Below are 18,732 nucleotides of genomic sequence, written 5' to 3'. Positions count from 1 at the left end.
GCGCGTGCGCTCGACGGGATCGATCGAACCCTGCGGCGTCGTCCGGCGCTCGGCCTCACCGCCCGCCAGCTCGGTCGTCGTCCTGATGATGCACATGCCTCCGACGAACTCGATCGTCCGGACCTTGGCGCTCTCGCCATCGCCCAGGCGTGCCAGCATCGCGGCAACAACGGCGGGGCCGATGTCGACCAGACCGTAGGCGCCGCCCGCAGCCACCAGGGGAAGGTAACGGACGAACGCCTCTTGTCGCTCGGCGTCGCCGCGACGGCCATCGTCGAGCACGAGGTCGAATGCAGGGCTCGATGCGCGCACCGCGACGGCGGCAGCCTCACGGTCGATTGCATCGGCTATCAGCAGGACGCGCCCGTCGCCGGCCACGGCCTGCTCGGCCGAGACGCAAGCGACGGCTGAATCGCAGAGAACGATCCGCTCGGCCGCTGAGAAGAATCCAAGCCACAGACTGGCCATGCCGTGCAGGCCCACCCCGAGGCCAAGGACGCGCCGCGCGTGTGACGCCCCGGTCGCAAGCGCCGTCGCCACGGCGTCGGTCGAGACGGCAGCGGCCGCCCCGTCATCTCGCCGCGCCGCGCACAGGTTCAGTATGAATTCATTCGTCATTCGATGGTCCGCTCGGGTACGGTGTCTGATCGGGTGGAAGGCACCGTGTTGCGAGCCGGTAAGAGTGGGCGCGCTACCAAGACGAGAACGCCCGGTCGGGATCGGCCTTCAGATCGGCAACCATCTGCACGATGCCGCGCTGCAGGGCGATTTGCGGCCGCCACTTCAGCTGCTCTTCTGCCTTGCGGATATCCAGGACGCTCGCAGGCACATCGAAAGCACGCCCGGGACCGCGATGTACATCGAGGGGCGGCACATCCGTGGCTTCGACGTGCGCGACGATCTCGTTCACGCTGCTGCCGCTGCCGCTGCCGAAATTGAAGATCGGCATGGTGTCGCTTGGCAGGTCGTCCGCGTCCGCCAGCCGGACCAGGCCAGCAGCGACATCGGCGATGTGGATGAAGTCTCGAATCAAGGTACCGTCACCCCAGATCTCGATCGTCTGTCGCGCCAGCGCGCGATGCACCACGGTGCCGATCAGTCCTTGGGGCCGACGTGGGTTCTGGCCAGCGCCATACGGGTTGGCGATGCGGGCCACGCGCGCGTCGACGCCATGCAGGCGGCGGTAGAGCTGCAGGTACTTTTCCGCGGCCAGCTTGGAGACGCCATAGGCCGTGATGGGGTCGAGTGGATGGTCCTCCGACACCGGCGTGCTGCGCAGCGGGCCGTACACCGTGCCGCCCGACGAGCAGAAGACGATCCGACCGTACCCCCGACGCTTCAGCGCATCGAGCAAGCCCAGCGTGATGCCGAGATTGACCGTGAGATCGGCGCGGGGATCGAGGTTGGCGGATTCGGGGATGGTCGACCAAGCACAGTGATGCACCACATCGACTGAAGCCACGAGGTCGTCGAAGCCCGGCGCCTCCAGCCGCGCCACGTCGAGCACGCGGGTCTCGACGCCCGGCAGGGCCGGCGCCCCTTCGGCCACAACATCCACCACCCGCACCGAATCGCCGCGCGCTGCCAGCGCCCGGCCAAGATGGCGCCCGAGGAAGCCGCAACCGCCAACCACCAGATGCTTCTTCATCGACGGTGACCGTCCACATGGGTGGTGGCGTAGGCATAGCCCGCCTTCGCCGCGACGAAAGGGAGAAGCCGCTCCAGCGCATGGAGCATCGTGCCGTCGATCGGCAGCGGTTCCTTCGGGAAGTCCTCGGCGCTGAGCCTTATGTCGAGCAACGGCCTCAAAGCCGCTGCGCGCGCCCAAAACATCGTGCCCTGCGGGAAATCCAGGTGCCGCGGCAGCGGATCGAGCGCCATGCGCACCGCCAGCGCCTCGGCATGCGTCCGGTTGGCGTCCCAGTCATTCAAATGCGGGTCTTCCGGGAACACAAGCCCCAGTCGCTCGTCGTCCGCGAACGCATTCAGGATGGTGTCCAGCATCGGGCTGGCGTCGCCAAGCAGATGCTCCAGGATGAAGTCCCGCCAGGCGCCGCCGATGGTCTCGTCGACGTGCGGACTGCGCTTGCTGTGAAAGTGACCAACGACCTCATGCGCGTCGAAAACCTCGGCCGGCAGCTGTATGAGCATTGGACCGATGTCACGCCCACAGTTTTCCACGAGCAGAACATGGGCGTCGGGCAGCCCCTCGGCAGCCACCATGCGGCGCAGTTCGGCGGCTTGGGCCTCACCGGTCGCGGTCAGGTAAAGGGCCACTGGGGTCGCATTGCACTTCAAGCGTCGAGCGAAGTCCGGGAACAGTTCCGGGTAATGGAAGTGCGCATGGAGCGCGACGCTCAATCCGGTACGGGGCGGCAGCCCCGTCATCGGGCGGATGACCGCATGCTTCCAGCGGCCTTCCGGCTTGCCGGCCTGGAGGAAATGGACCAGCGGATCCGGGTCGCGCGCCTCGTCGAAGCCTGGCGCCTCGCCGGCATAGATCAAGGGGTGAAAGCCTTCCAAGGGTCGACGCAACAGCCGCCCGGTGCGGGCCCGACCGCGCGGCGCCACCAACCGTGAGCTGCGCAAATAATGCGCCACATGGCCCTCGACCGAGCGGCTGTCGAGCGCTTTGCCCGCATAGAGCGGCGCATTGAAGTTCCCCGGCAGCATGAGGAAGGCCTGGTCGGCATCCATCCGCGTGACAGCATCGACCTCGGCCAGCGCCAGTTGTTCGAGACGCATCACATACCCGCGCATGTCGAAATGCTGCCGGGCCATCCGCTGCACGGAAGTACCGAGTTGGTCGCGCAGCAAGGCATCTTCCGCCATCGCGCAAACCACATCGGCGGCCGCAGCCGCATCGAGATACGGCACCACCAACCGGGCGGTGTCCGGCGATTCGGCGAGGACGTCCGAGAAGCCGCTTGCCTGGGCGAACGCAACCACCGGCACGCCAGCCAGCGACGCATCGATGGCGACATTTGGCAGTGGATCCAGGCGCGAGCAGAGGAAGCACGCGTCCGCACGCTGGTACACCGGATCGAGATCGGCGAGCTCTCCCCAGAAGGCAAAGGCGCCTTGGAGTCCTGCGCGCTCGACCTGCTCCAGGAGCGACTGCAGGTACGGCGCGTCGAAGTCATAGCACTTGCCGATCCACGCGAACACGACCTTGCGCGCCGGCATGCGCCGCCGCGCACGGTCGGCCGCAGCGATGAAGAACTCCACGCCCTTTCGCGCAGTGATGGTGCCGAGGCCGACCACCAGGAAAGCGTCCGGATCGACTGAGCCGAGGTCGCTCGTCATCGGCGCCAAGCGCGCCGGCACGCCATCCGTGACGATGTCGGTGACCGGCGCATCCTTGCCCAAGGGCAGCTTCGAGGCGCCCTGGGGAAGCACATGGTAGGCGCGGGCGGCCAAGCTGGCGTAGTCGCGCAGGGCCGCATCGGCCACGATCTGCGCGGAGAAGACGAGCAGGCTCGCTTGCTCGAACATTTCGTTGAGCACACCGAGCGGCCGGATGGATGCGGAGAACTCGTGAACCAGCACGGCGCATGGGACCCGACGCCGCTCGAATGCAGGCACGAAGCAGCGGCTTTCCACGCTGTTCGCGATCAGGAAGACCGGTTGATACGCCTCGAGCATTCGCTCCGCCAGGATTTCCAGCTCCATGAAATGCAGAGAAGCATCGTCCGGCATCACCACGCAGGCTGCCGCGACCTCCTGAAAGCTCTGCGCCAGCGGCCCGCCGCGGCGCAGCAGCACGACCACGTTGTAGCGCGCCGAAAACTCTGCCGCGAGGTTCCATGAAAGGATGGCAGCGCCGGTGCGGGTTGCTTCGTGCGCCGCCAGCACCATGCATGGCTTGGACGGGTCGAACGCGGCACGCGGGAGTGACAAGCCTTCCACTTTCGAACGGCCGAGCCGGCCCTCCGCCTGCCCATGTTTCAAGTAGTGGAGCAAAAGGCCTCCCGGCGGCACGTTCGCGAGATCGTCGTGGAGCCGGCGGTAGAACACTGGGTTGAAGTCCCGGGACGGCGCGAGTCCGGCGGGTTCTCCCGACGCGAGGTAATGCTGGATAGGAGACTGGCCCAGCCGGTACGCGTCTTCCGATCCGGCGTAAAAGGCGGGGTCAAACAGCCCGCTGCGCTCGACGAGCGCGGCGTCGTCCGCGTCGGTGGCTTGCGCCGTCGGCGCCAATGCGAAATCTCTCTGCTCAATGATCCCCAAGTCCGTTGCCGGAGCGCCCTGCGGCTCCGGCGCCACTGCAGCGGGGTCATGGCTTTGCGCCAGATGCCGACGGAGCCGTGTCGCCAAGCTTCTCAGCTTCAGGGCCCGCAACGGCCGCGTCACGCGCCACGACGTCGAACGTCGCATCGCATCATTGGCGGCAAGCGCCGCATCCAGTTGGACACCGAGGGCCGAATCCGCTGCCAGCTGCCGAGTCTCCGCCGCATTCAACTGCTGCGTGACGTGCGCCAGTTGCAGATGAAGCAAGCGGAGAGAACCCTCTCGCTGCTCAACGGCTTCGCCCTGCTCTGCGACGACCCGGCTCAGCTGGGCCATGGCCTCGTTCTGCGCCTCGAGCTTCTGAACCAGATTGCCGAGCGACCTGTCTCGCTCGGCGACGGCTTCGTTCTTCTCCGAGAGAATTCGGTTCAGATCGGCCAGCGTCTTGTCGCGTTCAGCCGTGACCCCATTCAGATGGACGTTCGCGACTTCCAGTTGACGGGCATGGTCCATGTAGCGCCGGGCCATGTCCGTTTGCACGAAGGCGAGTCCGAGCTGAGAGAAGCGCTCGTGCATGCGATGCAGTGCGGCCGGATCGGCGGCGGCGAGGCGGCAGAACTCCACCAGCGGCCCTGGCGGATGCGCTCCGACGAGCAGCACCCCCAGACCGTGTGCATGGCTGAATTCCATGCCGGGATACCGCGAGCGGAGTTCGGCCCAGAGCTGCCAGACGCCGAAGTCACGCTCCCGAACATTGGTGTCGTGGAAGAGAACCACCGCACGGTCCGACAGCTTCGGGAACCAGTTCTCAAAGTCGCGCTTAACGGCCTCATAGGTGTGGAGGCCGTCAATGTGCAGCAGGTCGATGCTGCCGGGCTCAAAGTACGACAGGGCGTCGTCAAAGGTGCTTCGCACCAGTTCGGCGAAGCCGGCGTAGCGCGCGTCCACGAACCGCGCCAGGTCCTGATAGATCTCTTCGCCGTAGTGCCCGGCATGCTCGTCGCCCTGCCAGGTGTCGACGGCGAAGCACTTGGCGGCGACGTTGCGGCGGTGGACCGCTTCGCAGAACGCGGCGAAGGATGCTCCGTTATGGGTGCCGAGTTCGACGATCACGCGGGGCTCCGCGGCACCGACCAGCCAGTGGGCGAAGGGCACGTGCCCCCACCATGCGCTCATCACGCCCGGCCGCGACGTCGGCCAGAAAAAGGTATCGAGGTCGTCGGACAGCAGCGTCTTCACCGACAAAAATTCATCTGACATCGTTCGGTCCCAGTGGCCCGGTGGGCACATTTTTTTTGCGGGGTTCGTTCGGCAGGCCGCAGTCCGAGCCCATCTTGCAGACAACGCACTCCCTCCAACCAGCCGGCTGCGCGTCTCAGCGCGACCATCACCTCAGCGCCCAAACCACACTACGGGTAGACGTTGGCCGAGGTGGAAGCTACGCCAGCAGCATCCTTGGGAGACAACAGCGGAGGGACACCCGTGTCAGGCCAGTCGATGCCGATGTCCGTGTCGTTCCAGAGAATCACCTTCTCGTGCTGGGGCGCGTAGTAGTCGGTGGTCTTGTAGAGGAAATCGGCGGATTGGCTGAGTACGAGAAACCCGTGTGCGAAGCCCGGTGGCACCCACAACTGCCGGTGGTTCGATTCGTTGAGCTCGACGCCGACCCACTGCAGATAGGTCGACGAGGAGGCACGAATGTCCACCGCGACGTCGAACACGGCGCCTTGGGTGACCCGCACAAGCTTGCCCTGCGGCTGCTCAATCTGGTAATGCAGCCCGCGCAACACGCCTTGCGTCGAGCGCGAGTGATTGTCCTGAACGAATTCGACGTGCTTGCCGACGGCATCGTCGAACGCCTTGCTGTTGAAGCTCTCCATGAAGAACCCCCGCGCATCGCCAAAAACCTTCGGCTCAAACACCAGCACGTCGGGAATGGCGGTGGGCGTCACCTTCACGAGCGCACCCCCTCGGCCAGCAGATGGTTCAGGTACTTCCCATATCCGTTCTTCTGCAGCGGCGCGGCGAGCTTGCGAAGCTGCTCGGTGTCGATGAAGCCGGCACGCCAGGCAATTTCTTCCGGGCAGGCGATCTTCAAACCTTGCCGATGCTCCAGTGTGGCGATGAACTGGCCCGCCTCCAACAGGCTCTCGTGCGTACCGGTGTCCAGCCACGCATAGCCACGCTGCATGATCTGCACGTTGAGCGCGCCGGCGTCCAGGTAGGCCTGGTTGACGGCGGTGATTTCCAGTTCGCCCCGCGCGCTGGGCTTGACGGCCTTGGCGATCTCGACGACCTTGGAGTCATAGAAGTACAGGCCAGTGACCGCATAGCTGCTCTTGGGCTTCGCGGGTTTTTCTTCAATGCTGCTGGCCCTGCCGCTGCTGTCGAAGGCAACGACGCCGTAGCGCTCAGGGTCCTGCACGTGATAGGCGAAGACCGTGGCGCCCGACGGCTGTGCATCGGCATCGGAGAGAAGTTGGGCGAAGTCGTGTCCGTAGAACAGGTTGTCGCCCAGCACCAGGGCGCACGGCGCCCCTGCAAGGAATTCCTCGCCGATCAGGAAGGCCTGCGCCAGCCCGTCCGGGCTGGGCTGCACCGCATACTGAAGGTTCATGCCCCACTGGCTGCCATCGCCCAACAATTGCTGGAACCGCGGTGTGTCCTGCGGCGTGCTGATGATGAGGATGTCGCGCATGCCGCCGAGCATCAGCGTGCTCAGCGGGTAATAGATCATGGGCTTGTCGTACACCGGCAGCAGTTGCTTGCTGATGGCCAGCGTGGCCGGATGCAGCCGGGTGCCGGAGCCACCGGCTAGGATGATTCCCTTGCGTTTTGTCATTCTTGATGCCCCTTGTTATCCGAGAGTCTCGTTCAGCATCCGGGCCACGCCGGTTTGCCACTGCGGCAGAACCAGGCCGAAGGTCGACTGCAGCTTGGTGGTGTTCAACCGCGAGTTGTGCGGCCGCTGGGCCGGCGTCGGGAAGTCGGTGGTCGGTACCGGCGCGATCGCATCGGCAGCGACCTTGATATCGACACCGGCCGCTCGGGCATGCTCGATCACGAAGCGTGCATAGCCGTGCCAGGTGGTCTCGCCGCCGGCGACCAGGTGATAAAGACCGGCCTTCCCTGGATCGTTCAAGGTGGTGCGGATCGCGTGGGCCGTGACGTCGGCCAGCAATTCTGCACCGGTCGGCGCGCCGAATTGGTCGTCGATGACGGTCAGCCGGTCGCGCTCCTTGGCCAGGCGGAGCATCGTTTTCGCGAAGTTGCCTCCGCGCGCCGCGTACACCCAACTGGTGCGAAAAATGAGATGCATCGGGCAGTTCTGCGCGACCAGTTGCTCGCCTTCCAGCTTGGTTTGCCCATAGACGCTCAGAGGGCCTGTCGCATCGTCTTCCATCCGCGGCGTGCTGCCGCTGCCGTCGAAGACGTAGTCGGTCGAGTAGTGCACCATCAGCGCGCCGATTTCGTGCGCGGCCTGGGCCACGATGCCTGGCGACGTGGCGTTGAGCGTGCGCGCGAACTCGACCTCGCTCTCGGCCTTGTCGACGGCAGTGTGCGCAGCGGCGTTCACGATCACGTCGGGGCGGACCTTGCGCACGGTTTCGGCCAACGACTCGGGGCGACTGAAATCGGCGTGAAGCTCGGTGCTGTCGAAATCGAGGGCGACAAGTTCGCCCAGCGGTGCCAGGCTGCGCTGCAGTTCCCACCCCACCTGGCCGCCCTTGCCCAGCAGCAGCAGTTTCATGCGCCCACCTTTGCCGAAGGTGCCTCGTATTGCTTCTGCACCCAGTCGCGATAGGCGCCGCTCTGCACGTTGGCCACCCACTCGCCGTTGGCCAGGTACCACTCGACCGTCTTGCGGATGCCTGTGTCGAAAGTCTCGGCCGGCTTCCAGCCCAGCTCGCGTTCGAGCTTGCGCGCGTCGATGGCGTAGCGCCGGTCGTGGCCGGGGCGATCGGTCACGTAGCTGATCTGTTCGCGGTAGCTCTTGCCATCGGTCCGGGGGCGCAGTTCGTCGAGCAATGCGCACACGGTGTTGACGATCTCGATGTTGGGCTTTTCGTTCCAGCCGCCGACGTTGTAGGTCTCGCCCAGTCGGCCGTCCTGAAGCACACGCCGGATGGCGCTGCAGTGGTCTTTCACATACAGCCAGTCGCGCACCTGCATGCCGTCGCCATACACCGGCAAGGGCTTGCCAGCCAGTGCATTGACGATCATCAGGGGGATGAGCTTCTCTGGGAAATGGTACGGGCCGTAGTTGTTCGAACAGTTCGTCGTCACCACCGGCAACCCATAGGTGTGGTGCCAGGCCCGCACCATGTGGTCGCTGGCGGCCTTGCTGGCCGAGTAGGGGCTGTTGGGCTCGTACTTGTTCTCTTCGGTGAAGGCCGGGTCGGTGGCCGACAGCGAGCCGTACACCTCGTCGGTCGACACATGCAGGAAGCGGAAGGCGCCCTTCTCGGCCGACGGCAGCGCGCCCCAGTGCCCGCGCACCGACTCCAGCAACCGGAACGTGCCCAGCACGTTCGTCTGGACGAAGTCTTCGGGCCCATGGATGGAGCGGTCCACATGCGACTCGGCCGCAAAGTTGACGACGGCACGCGGGCGATACTCCGTCAACAGCCGTTCGACAAGGGCGCTGTCACCGATGTCGCCTTGGACGAACACGTGACGAGCATCGCCCTCGAGCGACGCCAGCGTCTCGCGGTTGCCGGCATAGGTCAACTTGTCCAGATTGACGATCGGCTCGTCGTTTTGGGCAAGCCAGTCGAGAACGAAGTTGGCGCCGATGAAGCCGGCGCCGCCGGTAACGAGGATCATTGGAGAGGTCGTGGTCTGTTGAAAGAGCCCGCTCTTGGGCAACATGCGATTATCCATGCCTCATGACGGACGCATGACAGGACGCTGCCCTGCCGTGTCTATGATCTATGTAGCCGAAAGAAACGCTGCCACCCACGCGGCATGATTCGCGTACAAAGCCACAAAATTTCGTCCTCAACTGTGAAACGGTCAACACGATTGGAAACAATCTCGCGCTACAGTCTGTTTGCTTTAGTTTTAATCCCGCTGTCGAGTGCATCGTGATTTCCACGATCTCTTGCGGCGTTTCCAGGGCCTGCGGGCCCAGGCTCACACCATGACCACATCCATTCATCCCGTCGTTCTCTGCGGCGGTAGCGGCACCCGGCTTTGGCCTCTGTCCCGCAAGGCGCTGCCCAAGCAATTTGCGCCCCTGATCGACAACAAGAGCCTGCTCCAACTCACGCTCGAGCGGCTGCGCGAACTCAACGGCGACATCTGCTGCGTGGCGTCGGACGAACATCGTTTTCTGGTGCAGGAAGCACTGGACGCGGCCAAGGTCCAGGGGCGGCAGATTCTGGAGCCGGTGGCTCGCAACACCGCGGCCGCCATGGCCGCCGCCGCCTTGCTGGCGGACCCCGAAGACCTGCTGCTGTTCGCGCCGGCCGATCACCACATCCCCGACGCAGCCCTCTTCGCCCAGACCGTGCGCAGCGGCACCGAGGCGGCGCTGGCCGGCAACATCGTGACCTTCGGCGTGGTGCCGAGCTTTCCCAGCACGGCCTATGGCTACATCGAGTCCGGCGCAACGTTGACGGGTGCGGCAGACGGTGCCGGCCGCGCGGTGGTCCGTTTCGTCGAGAAGCCGACCGCCGACGTGGCGCAGGCCCTGCTGCTCAAGGGCGGCTATTTCTGGAACGCCGGCATTTTCCTGGTGCAGGCACGCGTGCTGATCGACGCGCTGCGCCAGCACGCCCCCGACATCCTGGCCGCCTGCGAGCAAGCGACCACCGCGCCTGCCGTCGATGGCAGCTTTGTGCGGCTGAACCTCGAAGCCTTCGCGGCCTGCCGCAGCGACAGCATCGACTACGCGGTGCTCGAGAAGCACGACCACATTGCAGTGATTCCCTTCGCCGGCGCCTGGAGCGACGTGGGCAGCTGGAACGCGGTGGCCAACCTCTACCCGGCCAATGACGACGGCAACCGGCTCAGCGGCATGGCCAGCGCCCTGAATGCGCGCAACACGTTCGTGCACGCGCCGATCCGACCCGTGGTCGCCCTGGGCACGGAAGACCTCATCATCGTGGACACGCAAGACGCCGTGCTGGTGGTCAGCACCGCCTGCGTCGAGCAGGTGAAAGACGTGGTCAACATGCTCAATCGCGAAGGCCGCCTCGAAGCGACCGAGCACCGCCGCGTGGCGCGCCCCTGGGGCGCCTACGACAGCGTCGACGCCGCCGAGCGCTTCCAGGTCAAGCGACTGACTGTCAAGCCAGGCGCCAAGCTGTCGCTGCAGATGCACCACCACCGCGCCGAACACTGGGTGGTCGTCAAGGGCACCGCCAAGGTGACGCGCGACGACGAGACGATCCTGGTCCGCGAGAACGAGTCGGTCTACATCCCGCTGGGCGCAGTGCATCGCCTGGAGAACCCCGGGAAGATCATGCTCGAGGTCATCGAGGTGCAGTCCGGCGGCTACCTCGGGGAAGACGACATCGTCCGCTTCGACGACACCTATGGCCGTGTCACCCCCATCACCGCAAAAACCAAATGACGCAACCCATGACCGCAAAGAAAGCACTCATCACCGGTATCACCGGGCAAGACGGCTCCTACCTCGCCGAGTTCCTTCTGGAAAAGGGCTATGAAGTCCACGGCATCAAGCGCCGGGCCTCGTCGTTCAACACCGAGCGCATCGACCACCTGTACCAGGACCCGCACGAGCAGAACCGCAAGCTGCACCTGCACTACGGTGACCTCACGGACACCAGCAACCTGACGCGCATCGTGCAGCAAGTGCAGCCCGACGAGATCTACAACCTGGGCGCGCAAAGCCACGTCGCCGTGAGTTTCGAGGCACCCGAATACACGGCCGACGTCGACGCCATCGGCACCCTGCGCCTGCTCGAGGCCGTGCGCCTGCTCGGCCTGCAGGACAAGACCCGCTTCTACCAGGCCAGCACCAGCGAGCTGTACGGCCTGGTGCAGGAAATCCCCCAGCGCGAGAGCACGCCGTTCTACCCGCGCAGCCCCTATGGCGTGGCCAAGCTCTACGCCTACTGGATCACCAAGAACTATCGCGAGGCGTACGGCATGTACGCCTGCAACGGCATCCTGTTCAACCACGAGAGCCCCCGCCGCGGCGAGACCTTCGTGACGCGCAAGATCACCCGCGGCATCTGCAATATCGCCCAAGGCCTGGAGAAATGCCTGTTCGTCGGGAACCTCGATGCGCTGCGCGACTGGGGCCATGCCAAGGACTACGTCCGCATGCAATGGATGATGCTGCAGCAAGACGAGGCCAAGGACTACGTGATTGCCACCGGTGTGCAGTACAGCGTGCGCGACTTCGTGCGCAAGACTGCGGCCGAGCTCGGCATCACGCTCGACTTCGTCGGCACCGGTGTGGAAGAGAAGGCGGTCGTCCGCAGCATCGAGGGCGACGCGGCACCGTCGGTGAAGCCCGGTGACGTGATCGTGTCGGTCGACCCGCGCTACTTCCGTCCGGCGGAAGTCGAAACGCTGCTGGGCGATCCGGCCCTGGCCAAGAAGGACCTGGGCTGGATCCCAGAGATCACGCTGGACGAAATGATTGCCGAGATGGTGGCGAGCGACCTCGAAGCGTCGCGTCAGCATTCGCTGCTGAAGCGGCACGGATACAACGTCTCGGTGAGCCGGGAGAACTGAGCCGCGCGGCAGGCCGGCCGCTCGACCGGCGGTGTTGCCGGCGTTCAGAAAACAGCGGCCGAGGCCGCTGTTTTTGTTGGAGAGCTCAGTCAGCGGCCTTCTGCGTGGCGGTGCGTGCCAGCAACGCCACATCACGGATGGAAAAGGTCTCGCAGCCCGCGACGCTGCCGTCGACATCGAAGCGGATGGTGTCGATCCGCTCTGCCAGCAGCCAGGAAGGCGCACTGTCCACCGGAACGATCAACCGTCCCTGCCGACCCCGGAAGGTCATGAACGTGGTAGCGCCTTCAGGCTGGTCGGGCGTGGACCAGTAGACGCCAACCATCGGCACCGCCTGCGGTGATGTGCAGGAAAACTCGAAGCTGAGAAGCCCCGCCTGTCGTCCGCTCGGCTTGCTGCCCGAGAGGTCGAAGCGCACATGCGGGTCCTCGCCCGTGATCGCATAGCGCCCGTCGCCCACCGGGCGGACCGCGCTCATGCTGCTCGGCGCATCTGCCTGAATACGCAGGACCGGCGCCAGCCCGTTCTCCAATGTCTTTGCCGACCGGCCCCAGGACGCCGGCAGGGATTCAAGGTTCTGTAGGTGGAAGATCGGGTCCAGAACCGCCACGGCTGCCGCCGAATCAAGGTCGACCGCGACGATGGCCGGCCCTGCAGTCAAGCGGCCGACCCGGTCTGGCCGGATCAGCCAGACCTGCTTGTCGATGCTGACCAGCTTGTACCCTTTCGCCAGCAGGACGTCCCGATAAAGCAGATTGGACCGCAAGCTCGATGGGCCGCCGTCGTGCACGATGTTGTCGGCGCTCAGCAAGATCGCCGGCGGTGGCGCGGCGCGAAACGCCCGGATCGCACGCAGTTGCTGCTTCTCGCCCACCAGGTTGTAGGGCGACGCGGACTCCACCGCGGGCTTGCGCTCCACGTAGTAGTACATCGCATGGCGGCCGCTCAGGTCGAGGTAGGTTTCCTGCGGATCCAGCACCTGATCGAGCACCTTCCGTACGGCCACGATGCGCGCAAGGTGCGCCGGATTCGCAAGGGCGCTCCCGAGTCGGCCGTTCTCGATGCTGCCCGCGTTCGGCGCACGCAGCAGCGCTGTCGCGTCGGGCGGGTCGAAGTTCCCGGCGTAGCCCGCTGCTGAAAGGCTTCCGGCATAGGGCATCAGCAAGCCCATGATCCCGATCCACACCACGAAATGGACGACCCGTGGACGTTGAGCGACGAAAAGCAGCATCGGCAACAGCAGCGACAGGGCCCACACGCTGGCAATGCCAAGTCGACTGCCGCCGGGATCGATGCGACCGGCCGCACGAATCACGAACAGGGAGGTGACCAGCAGCACCGGCACTGCATAGGCCAGGATTCGACGCCGGGCTGCAACGTCCGCCATGAAAGCGGCCTTGAACACCACAACGCCGGCCCACAGCGCGACCAGGACGAAGGAGGCGCGCATCAGCTCGAATGCCCAGGGATTGAGCCCCTCGGCGCCAAAGCTCGCACTCCACTGAATTCCGTGCGCGATGGAATTGATCTGCGACTGCTCGGCGCCATAGCGCAGCGCCCCGTAGAACATCTTTCCGAGGGGCGTCAGGCCGAACAGCAGGGCCAGCACACCCACGATCGCAAACAGCACAAAGCCAAGTCGTCGGCGATCGGTCAGGTACAGATTCCACAAGGCAGCAAGGGCCAGCGGCGCGCAGGCCAGCAGTGCCAGTGCCCCCTGCCCTGGCGCATAGAGCAGCAGCAGGACGGTCGCGACCGCGAGCCCGGCCAGCCAGCGATCGCGCCGCCAGTGCAGCCAACCCCAGCAGAACGCGAAAAAGAAAATCGACACCGCGAGATCGATCTCACCGATGCCGTTGGCGAAGGGGCCCAGCAGCAGCGCCACCATGACGCCGCTCATGCCCAGCACCGGGCGCAGCACCGGGATCGCGACGACTGCCAGCGCGGCGTAGACGAAGGGATAGGTCGCGCCGATGGGCGCCGGTGCCCCGCCGAACAACGACGAGGCCAGGAGGCCGGGGAAATAATTCATCAGGCCGCGTGCGGGGGCATAGTCCCAGAAGGGAACGAGCCCCATCCTGAACCAGCTCCACCAAGGCACCAGCATCTCTCCGAAGTGGTAGTCGTCCGACATCAGCTCGGGCAGCGAGTAAGGCGTCGTTTTGAAGAACAGCAGCAGGCCGACGGCACTGCCGACCGTCAGCAGTTGCAGCGGTGCCGCGCCCTCCGGTGATGCGCCGGCAGTCCGCCGGATCCGCACATACAGTTCCACGTAGGCTGCGGCCACGCAGCCGATCACCAGCAGGATCGCGAAAGCGCTGAGCTGAAAGCCAGCCTCCAGCGTTCCCACCGCCGGCGTGGTCCAAGCGGGCGGTATCAGGCAGAGGAGGAACAGCGGGAGCAAACATTGCGCACACAGGACAAGCCGGCGCATGGCCACCAACAGGCGCTCCGGACTCGGGGCGCGCCAAATCAGCCACAGGCAGGTGGCCAGGGCACCGCACGTCGCCAGCGCCATCCCCTGCGCCGTCAAGCCAGCACCCATCCAGCGCTCCAGATGCAGGTAGGCACCGAGGCGATTGCATGCGACGCCCAGGGCTGCGATGCCAAGGGCCGCTAATACGATGAAGAGAAGGGCGTGATACAGGGCCGCCGAGAAGCGATCGAGCGCACCGCCCCAGAACCCGGGCCCGCGGCAGACGAGCGCCGCCGCCAGTACCAAGCCGACGACGAGCAACGACTGCGACAGGTGCACCAGGTCCAGCGACGTGTTCTTGGTCGTCAGCAGGCCTGCCAACCACAACACGGCCGGCAGGCACAGGATGAGAACAAAGTCGTGCAGGCGGTCCGCACCGCCGCTCCCGACGCACCTCGACAGCGACGCCGCGACCGACCCGATGACCACCACGGCCACCAGGAAGGCGCCGATCACCGCATACAGAACCGCATAGTCGTGGAACTTGTTCTCGTAAGACCAGGTGATGCTGCCGACGATCAGTTCGGCATAGCGCTGGGGCAGGTTCAGACCTTTGTAGACCTTTTCTGCGACGCCGGCCGCGAGCACGAAGGCCGCGAGGAAAAATCCCCAGTAACGAGCGGTCAGCGCACCGGAAGCATCGCGGCCCCATTGCAGGGCTGTGGCGCGGAATCCATCCATTGATTTCATGGTCAATTGCGAACTCGATCGGGCTCGGCGCGCGACGCCCGGTCCGGGTCGTGCAGATAGAAAGGCAGCCCGGCCAGACGGGATGCGGCCGTCAACACCTGGAAGGTGAGCCCGACTGCCGCGCCGACCGATACATGCAGGAGCGACGAGAACACCAGGTCGAAGGCTGCGGTGCCCACGCCGAAGCCGCCAGCGAACCCGAAGGTGTTGCCGAAAATGGCCAGCGGGAAAACGGCGAAGCCCTGGAACACACCGATCGACAGGCCGAAGGCCGCGCTGATGCACAGCAAGGCGGCGCACCAGAATGCGTGGTTGGTGACGGAGAGCGCCATCACCATCAGGAAATGTTTCGGGCGCTCCCGCAGCGAATTGAAGCTGCCGATCACCTGGCGCAGCAAGGCGCCAGCCGGCAACTTCAGCGTGAACCTGGCAATTCGTTCGTTGCGATAGAGCCGTCGCGAGCCGAAGACGCGGAAGAACGCAAGCGAACCGAGCGTGACCAGTGGCAGCAGCACCAGCAGCTTGCTGCTCCCCGGGATCTGGCTCACATACCGCCAGCCCCCGATCACGGCGAAGCTCGCCAGCAGGAACAAGCCGATCAACCCGAGTATGCGGTCGAAGGCAACGGCCATCACCCCGCGCGTGCGCGCGCCCGGCCCGACATGCTTGACCACGTACGCGCCCTTGATGAGGTCGCCGCCAGAGTTGCTGGGCATGGCGAGATCGAAGAAGGACCCGATCATGGTCCAGCGCACGGCCAGCGACAGCGGCACGTCGATCCCCTGGTTCCTCAGCACGAGCCAGAAGCGGCACGAGACAATGAAATAGGTGGGGAGCATCAGAACGAAAGCGAGCACGAGCCAAGGCCAGCGCCCGCCCATGCCCTCGAAGGCGCGGGAGTCGATGCGGTTGAAGTACACCAACAGTGCCAGCACCAAGAGCGCCAGCAGGACACGCAGCGCGGTCGACTTCAGGATGCGCTTCAGCCGGCCCGGCACCCGTGGTGTCGGATTCGAATCGTTGTCAATCACGCCGGAAGAACTCGAATTTCAGGTACTGGAGCAAGCGCTTGCCCGTGGGCCAGATCTTGAAGTGCGTGGTGCCGTAGGCGCGCCCGACCTCCGAGGTCGGGAACTCGGTCCGAGGAATGCGGAGCTTGTACGCGCGCACGACCATTTCGATATCGATCGACAGCCCGTGGTCCAGCACCTTCATCCGGGCGAAGGCACTGCGCGACCATCCTTTGAACCCGTGCAGCACATCGCGCACCCAGTCGCCCTCGCGCCGCCACACGATCGCGGCCAGCAGCGACAGCAGCCAGACTGCCCATTTCCGGGGACGCCAGAGGCTCACGTCTTCCTCATTGACCGAGCCGCGGATCTGCCGGCTGGCGACCACGAGTTCGTTGCCCCGCTCGAACAACGGCCGGAACTTGAGCAGGTCGCCCACCGGCGTCGTCGCCTTCGGGAAGAAGACGACCACATGGTCGCAGGTCGAAACGTCGTTCGCATGCACGTAGGCCGCGTTCAAGCCCCGCTTCGGCTGGATATGCACCGGAATGCCCTGCGATTCCAGATAGGCGATGGTGCCGTCCGTGCTGCCGCCGTCGACCGCATAGATCTCGTCGAACTGATCGCGTGGCAGCTGTGGAACATCGATCTGGCAGCCCTGCAGTTCGTTCCAGGTGACGAGGCAAAGAGAGATTTTCATTGCGATCGGCCACCCTCTGCCAGGGTCTTGGCAAGCACCAGGCCTTCGGCCACTGCAACATCCGAGTTCATGTGTTCCCACTTGCCCCAGCGGCCCGCACCGACGATCCCGTGCAATGCGGCCCAACGGCAGATGCGCTCGACCGCCTCGGGCTTGCCAAGGGTGTTGACGGGATAGGCGAACTCGTTGCGGTGCCGCCATGTACCCGGCTCCAGCGCCCGCGACGAGTTGGTTTCGGTCCAGTAGCCCCGGGCGCCACGGGCGAAATTGGCGCGCAGCAGCAGGCGGTGGTGAGCGACCTCCTCGCTGGGCTCGTAGATCCAGTGCGAAGGGTTGTCGAGCGTCTCGGGGTGGTAGTCGACATCGATCGATGCATTCTTCAGCGTCTTGATGTCGGCCGTGACCTCGGCAGGCAGCGTGCAGAACTTGTCCCACAGGGTCCAGGGCACGGTGTTGACGATCGTCTGCGCACGCCAGGTGCCGTTGATCACGCGAGCGTCGAGGTCGATCGTGCTGACCGGCGTGTCGAGCACCAGGGATTCGCCGAGCGCCTCGCCCATCCGCCGCCAGACTTCGCCGTAGCCGTGCGCCTTCGGGTACAGGAACACGCCATGCGCCGGCAACGCGCCGAACGGGGCGCCCTCGAGGCAGCTGCGCAAGGTCTCGCGGAACGACACGTTCGGCAGCTTGTAGAGCCAGTAGGTGCCCAACTCGTTCGGGTCCATCGACCAGATCTTCCGGTTGTAGGGAAGCATGTAGTCTTCGGCGATGCGGGTGCCCAGCTTCCAGACGATCCAGTCGGCGAAAGCTTCCGGCATCGGCTCGCCGCGGACGGAGCCCGCCTGCGCGATCGATTCCAGGTAGTCGACCTGCTCGGCCTTCGGCAGCTGCCAGAGATTGGCTTCAAGAGGGTGATCGACTTCGGTGCCGCCGATGCGAATCTTCGACACGCGGGCGTAGGTGTCCCACTCCGATTCCGGCATGAAGCGAAAGACGAAGTCCAGCACTTCCTTGCGCTTCACGTCCAGGAAATGCCCACCGCCGATGTCGAGTGGCGCGCCGTCCACGGGCTCGGAGCGGCAGAGCCCGCCAGCGACGTTTTCTTTCTCGATGACGAGCACTGCGGCCTTCGGCACGCCCGCGTCGATGAGCGAATGAGCGAGCGTGAGCCCGGTGGGGCCGGCGCCCAGGATGATGTATTGATAGTCTTTCACTGGATCAGATGTTCGTTGGCACGGAGCGTGCATCGGCCACGGCCCGCAAGAGGCAGCCGAACCCGCAAGGATAACGGACTGCGGAATAGAGAAACAATTGTCTCAGCCGCCCTGCCATCCGCCAGTCCGGGAACCGCGCAGTCCTGCGAAAATCGCAGCTTCGCACCCCACAGGAACCGAACGCATGGCTGCACCCGATCAAGACAAACCCAAGGACCCCATCAAGGACTCGGCCCAGCAGATCTGGCTGGCCGGGCTGGGCGCCTTCGCCAAGATGCAGCAAGAGGGCAGCAAAGCCTTCGAGGCGCTGGTGAAGGACGGCACCGGCCTTCAGAAGAAGACGCAGCAGGCGGCCGAAGAAACGCTGAGCCAAACCCAGACCCGCATGGCCGGGCTCGCCAGCGAATTCGGCGCCAAGACCAGCGCCGGCTGGGGCAAGCTCGAAAACATCTTCGAGGAACGGGTGGCGCGGGCGCTGGAACACTTGGGCGCGCCCTCGGCCGCCGATTTCACTGCGCTGCAGGCGCGGGTCGAACAACTGGAGGCGCTGCTGGCCACGCAGAAGCCCACTGCGGCTGCGCCACGCAAGCCGCCGAGCCGCGGCTCGGCCAAGGCTGCCGCAGCTGCCGAGGCTGCGAAGCCATCGCGCCGCCGCACTCCGCGTGCAGACAAACCCTGATCAAGCGTCTGCGAACCAGA

At 65.2% G+C, this 18,732-nt stretch carries 13 protein-coding genes; 3 read left to right on the top strand and 10 right to left on the bottom strand.

Annotated features, from left to right (window positions below):
• Positions 1 to 691: 691 nt before the first annotated feature.
• From ACSFBE_RS00450 to rfbB, 6 genes are all read right to left on the bottom strand, one after another.
• Entirely contained in the window at positions 692 to 1,648 is a 957-nt protein-coding gene (locus ACSFBE_RS00450; RefSeq protein WP_435488398.1) for an NAD-dependent epimerase/dehydratase family protein, read from the bottom strand.
• The gene (locus ACSFBE_RS00445; RefSeq protein ID WP_435488397.1) at positions 1,645 to 5,490 is read right to left on the bottom strand and encodes a rhamnan synthesis F family protein; all 3,846 of its coding nucleotides are present in this window, start codon (positions 5,488 to 5,490) and stop codon (positions 1,645 to 1,647) included. The genes ACSFBE_RS00450 and ACSFBE_RS00445 overlap by 4 nt, the downstream gene beginning before the upstream one ends.
• Before the next feature lie 149 nt (positions 5,491 to 5,639).
• Entirely contained in the window at positions 5,640 to 6,188 is a 549-nt protein-coding gene (gene rfbC / locus ACSFBE_RS00440) for a dTDP-4-dehydrorhamnose 3,5-epimerase (RefSeq protein ID WP_435488396.1), read from the bottom strand.
• On the bottom strand, positions 6,185 to 7,072 hold the full coding sequence (gene rfbA / locus ACSFBE_RS00435) for a glucose-1-phosphate thymidylyltransferase RfbA (RefSeq protein WP_435488395.1): 888 nt from the start codon (positions 7,070 to 7,072) through the stop codon (positions 6,185 to 6,187). The genes rfbC and rfbA overlap by 4 nt, the downstream gene beginning before the upstream one ends.
• A gap of 15 nt (positions 7,073 to 7,087) precedes the next feature.
• Positions 7,088 to 7,981 (bottom strand): dTDP-4-dehydrorhamnose reductase, encoded by an 894-nt coding sequence (gene rfbD, locus ACSFBE_RS00430; RefSeq protein ID WP_435488394.1) that lies wholly within the window; start codon positions 7,979 to 7,981, stop codon positions 7,088 to 7,090.
• Positions 7,978 to 9,057 carry a dTDP-glucose 4,6-dehydratase gene (gene rfbB, locus ACSFBE_RS00425; protein WP_435488393.1) on the bottom strand — a complete coding sequence of 360 codons (1,080 nt, stop codon included), beginning with the start codon at positions 9,055 to 9,057 and terminating at the stop codon, positions 7,978 to 7,980. Before rfbB ends, rfbD begins: the two co-directional genes overlap by 4 nt.
• 316 nt (positions 9,058 to 9,373) lie before the next feature.
• On the opposite strand from rfbB, the gene ACSFBE_RS00420 reads away from it, so the two are divergent.
• Positions 9,374 to 10,810: a mannose-1-phosphate guanylyltransferase/mannose-6-phosphate isomerase gene (locus ACSFBE_RS00420; RefSeq protein ID WP_435488392.1), complete on the top strand. Its 1,437-nt coding sequence runs from the start codon at positions 9,374 to 9,376 to the stop codon at positions 10,808 to 10,810.
• Positions 10,811 to 10,818: 8 nt separating this feature from the next.
• Positions 10,819 to 11,943, top strand: coding sequence for a GDP-mannose 4,6-dehydratase (gmd, locus tag ACSFBE_RS00415; protein WP_435488391.1), 1,125 nt, complete (start codon positions 10,819 to 10,821; stop codon positions 11,941 to 11,943).
• An 85-nt stretch (positions 11,944 to 12,028) separates the two neighbouring features.
• Here the strand turns inward: gmd and ACSFBE_RS00410 are convergent, their stop codons facing one another.
• From ACSFBE_RS00410 to ACSFBE_RS00395, 4 genes are read right to left on the bottom strand one after another with little or no spacing between them, the layout of a single operon-like run.
• Positions 12,029 to 15,109, bottom strand: a complete 3,081-nt coding sequence (locus ACSFBE_RS00410) for a hypothetical protein (RefSeq protein ID WP_435488390.1) — start codon at positions 15,107 to 15,109, stop codon at positions 12,029 to 12,031.
• Between the two features lie 2 nt (positions 15,110 to 15,111).
• Positions 15,112 to 16,107 (bottom strand): lysylphosphatidylglycerol synthase transmembrane domain-containing protein, encoded by a 996-nt coding sequence (locus ACSFBE_RS00405; RefSeq protein WP_435488881.1) that lies wholly within the window; start codon positions 16,105 to 16,107, stop codon positions 15,112 to 15,114.
• 25 nt (positions 16,108 to 16,132) lie between these two features.
• On the bottom strand, positions 16,133 to 16,819 hold the full coding sequence (locus ACSFBE_RS00400; protein WP_435488389.1) for a glycosyltransferase: 687 nt from the start codon (positions 16,817 to 16,819) through the stop codon (positions 16,133 to 16,135).
• Complete coding sequence (locus ACSFBE_RS00395) at positions 16,816 to 18,033, bottom strand: protoporphyrinogen/coproporphyrinogen oxidase (RefSeq protein WP_435488388.1); 1,218 nt, start codon at positions 18,031 to 18,033, stop codon at positions 16,816 to 16,818. The genes ACSFBE_RS00400 and ACSFBE_RS00395 overlap by 4 nt, the downstream gene beginning before the upstream one ends.
• Before the next feature lie 184 nt (positions 18,034 to 18,217).
• Here ACSFBE_RS00395 and ACSFBE_RS00390 point away from each other — a divergent pair, with 184 nt between their 5' ends.
• Positions 18,218 to 18,712 (top strand): phasin family protein, encoded by a 495-nt coding sequence (locus ACSFBE_RS00390; protein WP_435488387.1) that lies wholly within the window; start codon positions 18,218 to 18,220, stop codon positions 18,710 to 18,712.
• Positions 18,713 to 18,732: the final 20 nt, after the last annotated feature.

The organism is Variovorax sucrosi, assembly GCF_051216635.1.
Classification (GTDB): Bacteria; Pseudomonadota; Gammaproteobacteria; order Burkholderiales; family Burkholderiaceae_C; genus Variovorax.
Note: the sequence above shows the minus strand (reverse complement) of the source record. Positions and strands in the feature narration are given on the sequence as shown.

Bases quoted from the DNA above. Each gene is read 5' to 3' on its own strand.
- ACSFBE_RS00390 (WP_435488387.1), top strand. From the start codon at position 18,218: ATGGCTGCACCCGATCAAGACAAACCCAAGGACCCCATCAAGGACTCG.
- ACSFBE_RS00450 (WP_435488398.1), bottom strand. From the start codon at position 1,648: ATGAAGAAGCATCTGGTGGTTGGCGGTTGCGGCTTCCTCGGGCGCCAT.
- ACSFBE_RS00445 (WP_435488397.1), bottom strand. From the start codon at position 5,490: ATGTCAGATGAATTTTTGTCGGTGAAGACGCTGCTGTCCGACGACCTC.
- rfbA (WP_435488395.1), bottom strand. From the start codon at position 7,072: ATGACAAAACGCAAGGGAATCATCCTAGCCGGTGGCTCCGGCACCCGG.
- rfbD (WP_435488394.1), bottom strand. From the start codon at position 7,981: ATGAAACTGCTGCTGCTGGGCAAGGGCGGCCAGGTGGGGTGGGAACTG.
- gmd (WP_435488391.1), top strand. From the start codon at position 10,819: ATGACCGCAAAGAAAGCACTCATCACCGGTATCACCGGGCAAGACGGC.
- rfbB (WP_435488393.1), bottom strand. From the start codon at position 9,057: ATGATCCTCGTTACCGGCGGCGCCGGCTTCATCGGCGCCAACTTCGTT.
- ACSFBE_RS00410 (WP_435488390.1), bottom strand. From the start codon at position 15,109: ATGAAATCAATGGATGGATTCCGCGCCACAGCCCTGCAATGGGGCCGC.
- ACSFBE_RS00400 (WP_435488389.1), bottom strand. From the start codon at position 16,819: ATGAAAATCTCTCTTTGCCTCGTCACCTGGAACGAACTGCAGGGCTGC.
- ACSFBE_RS00420 (WP_435488392.1), top strand. From the start codon at position 9,374: ATGACCACATCCATTCATCCCGTCGTTCTCTGCGGCGGTAGCGGCACC.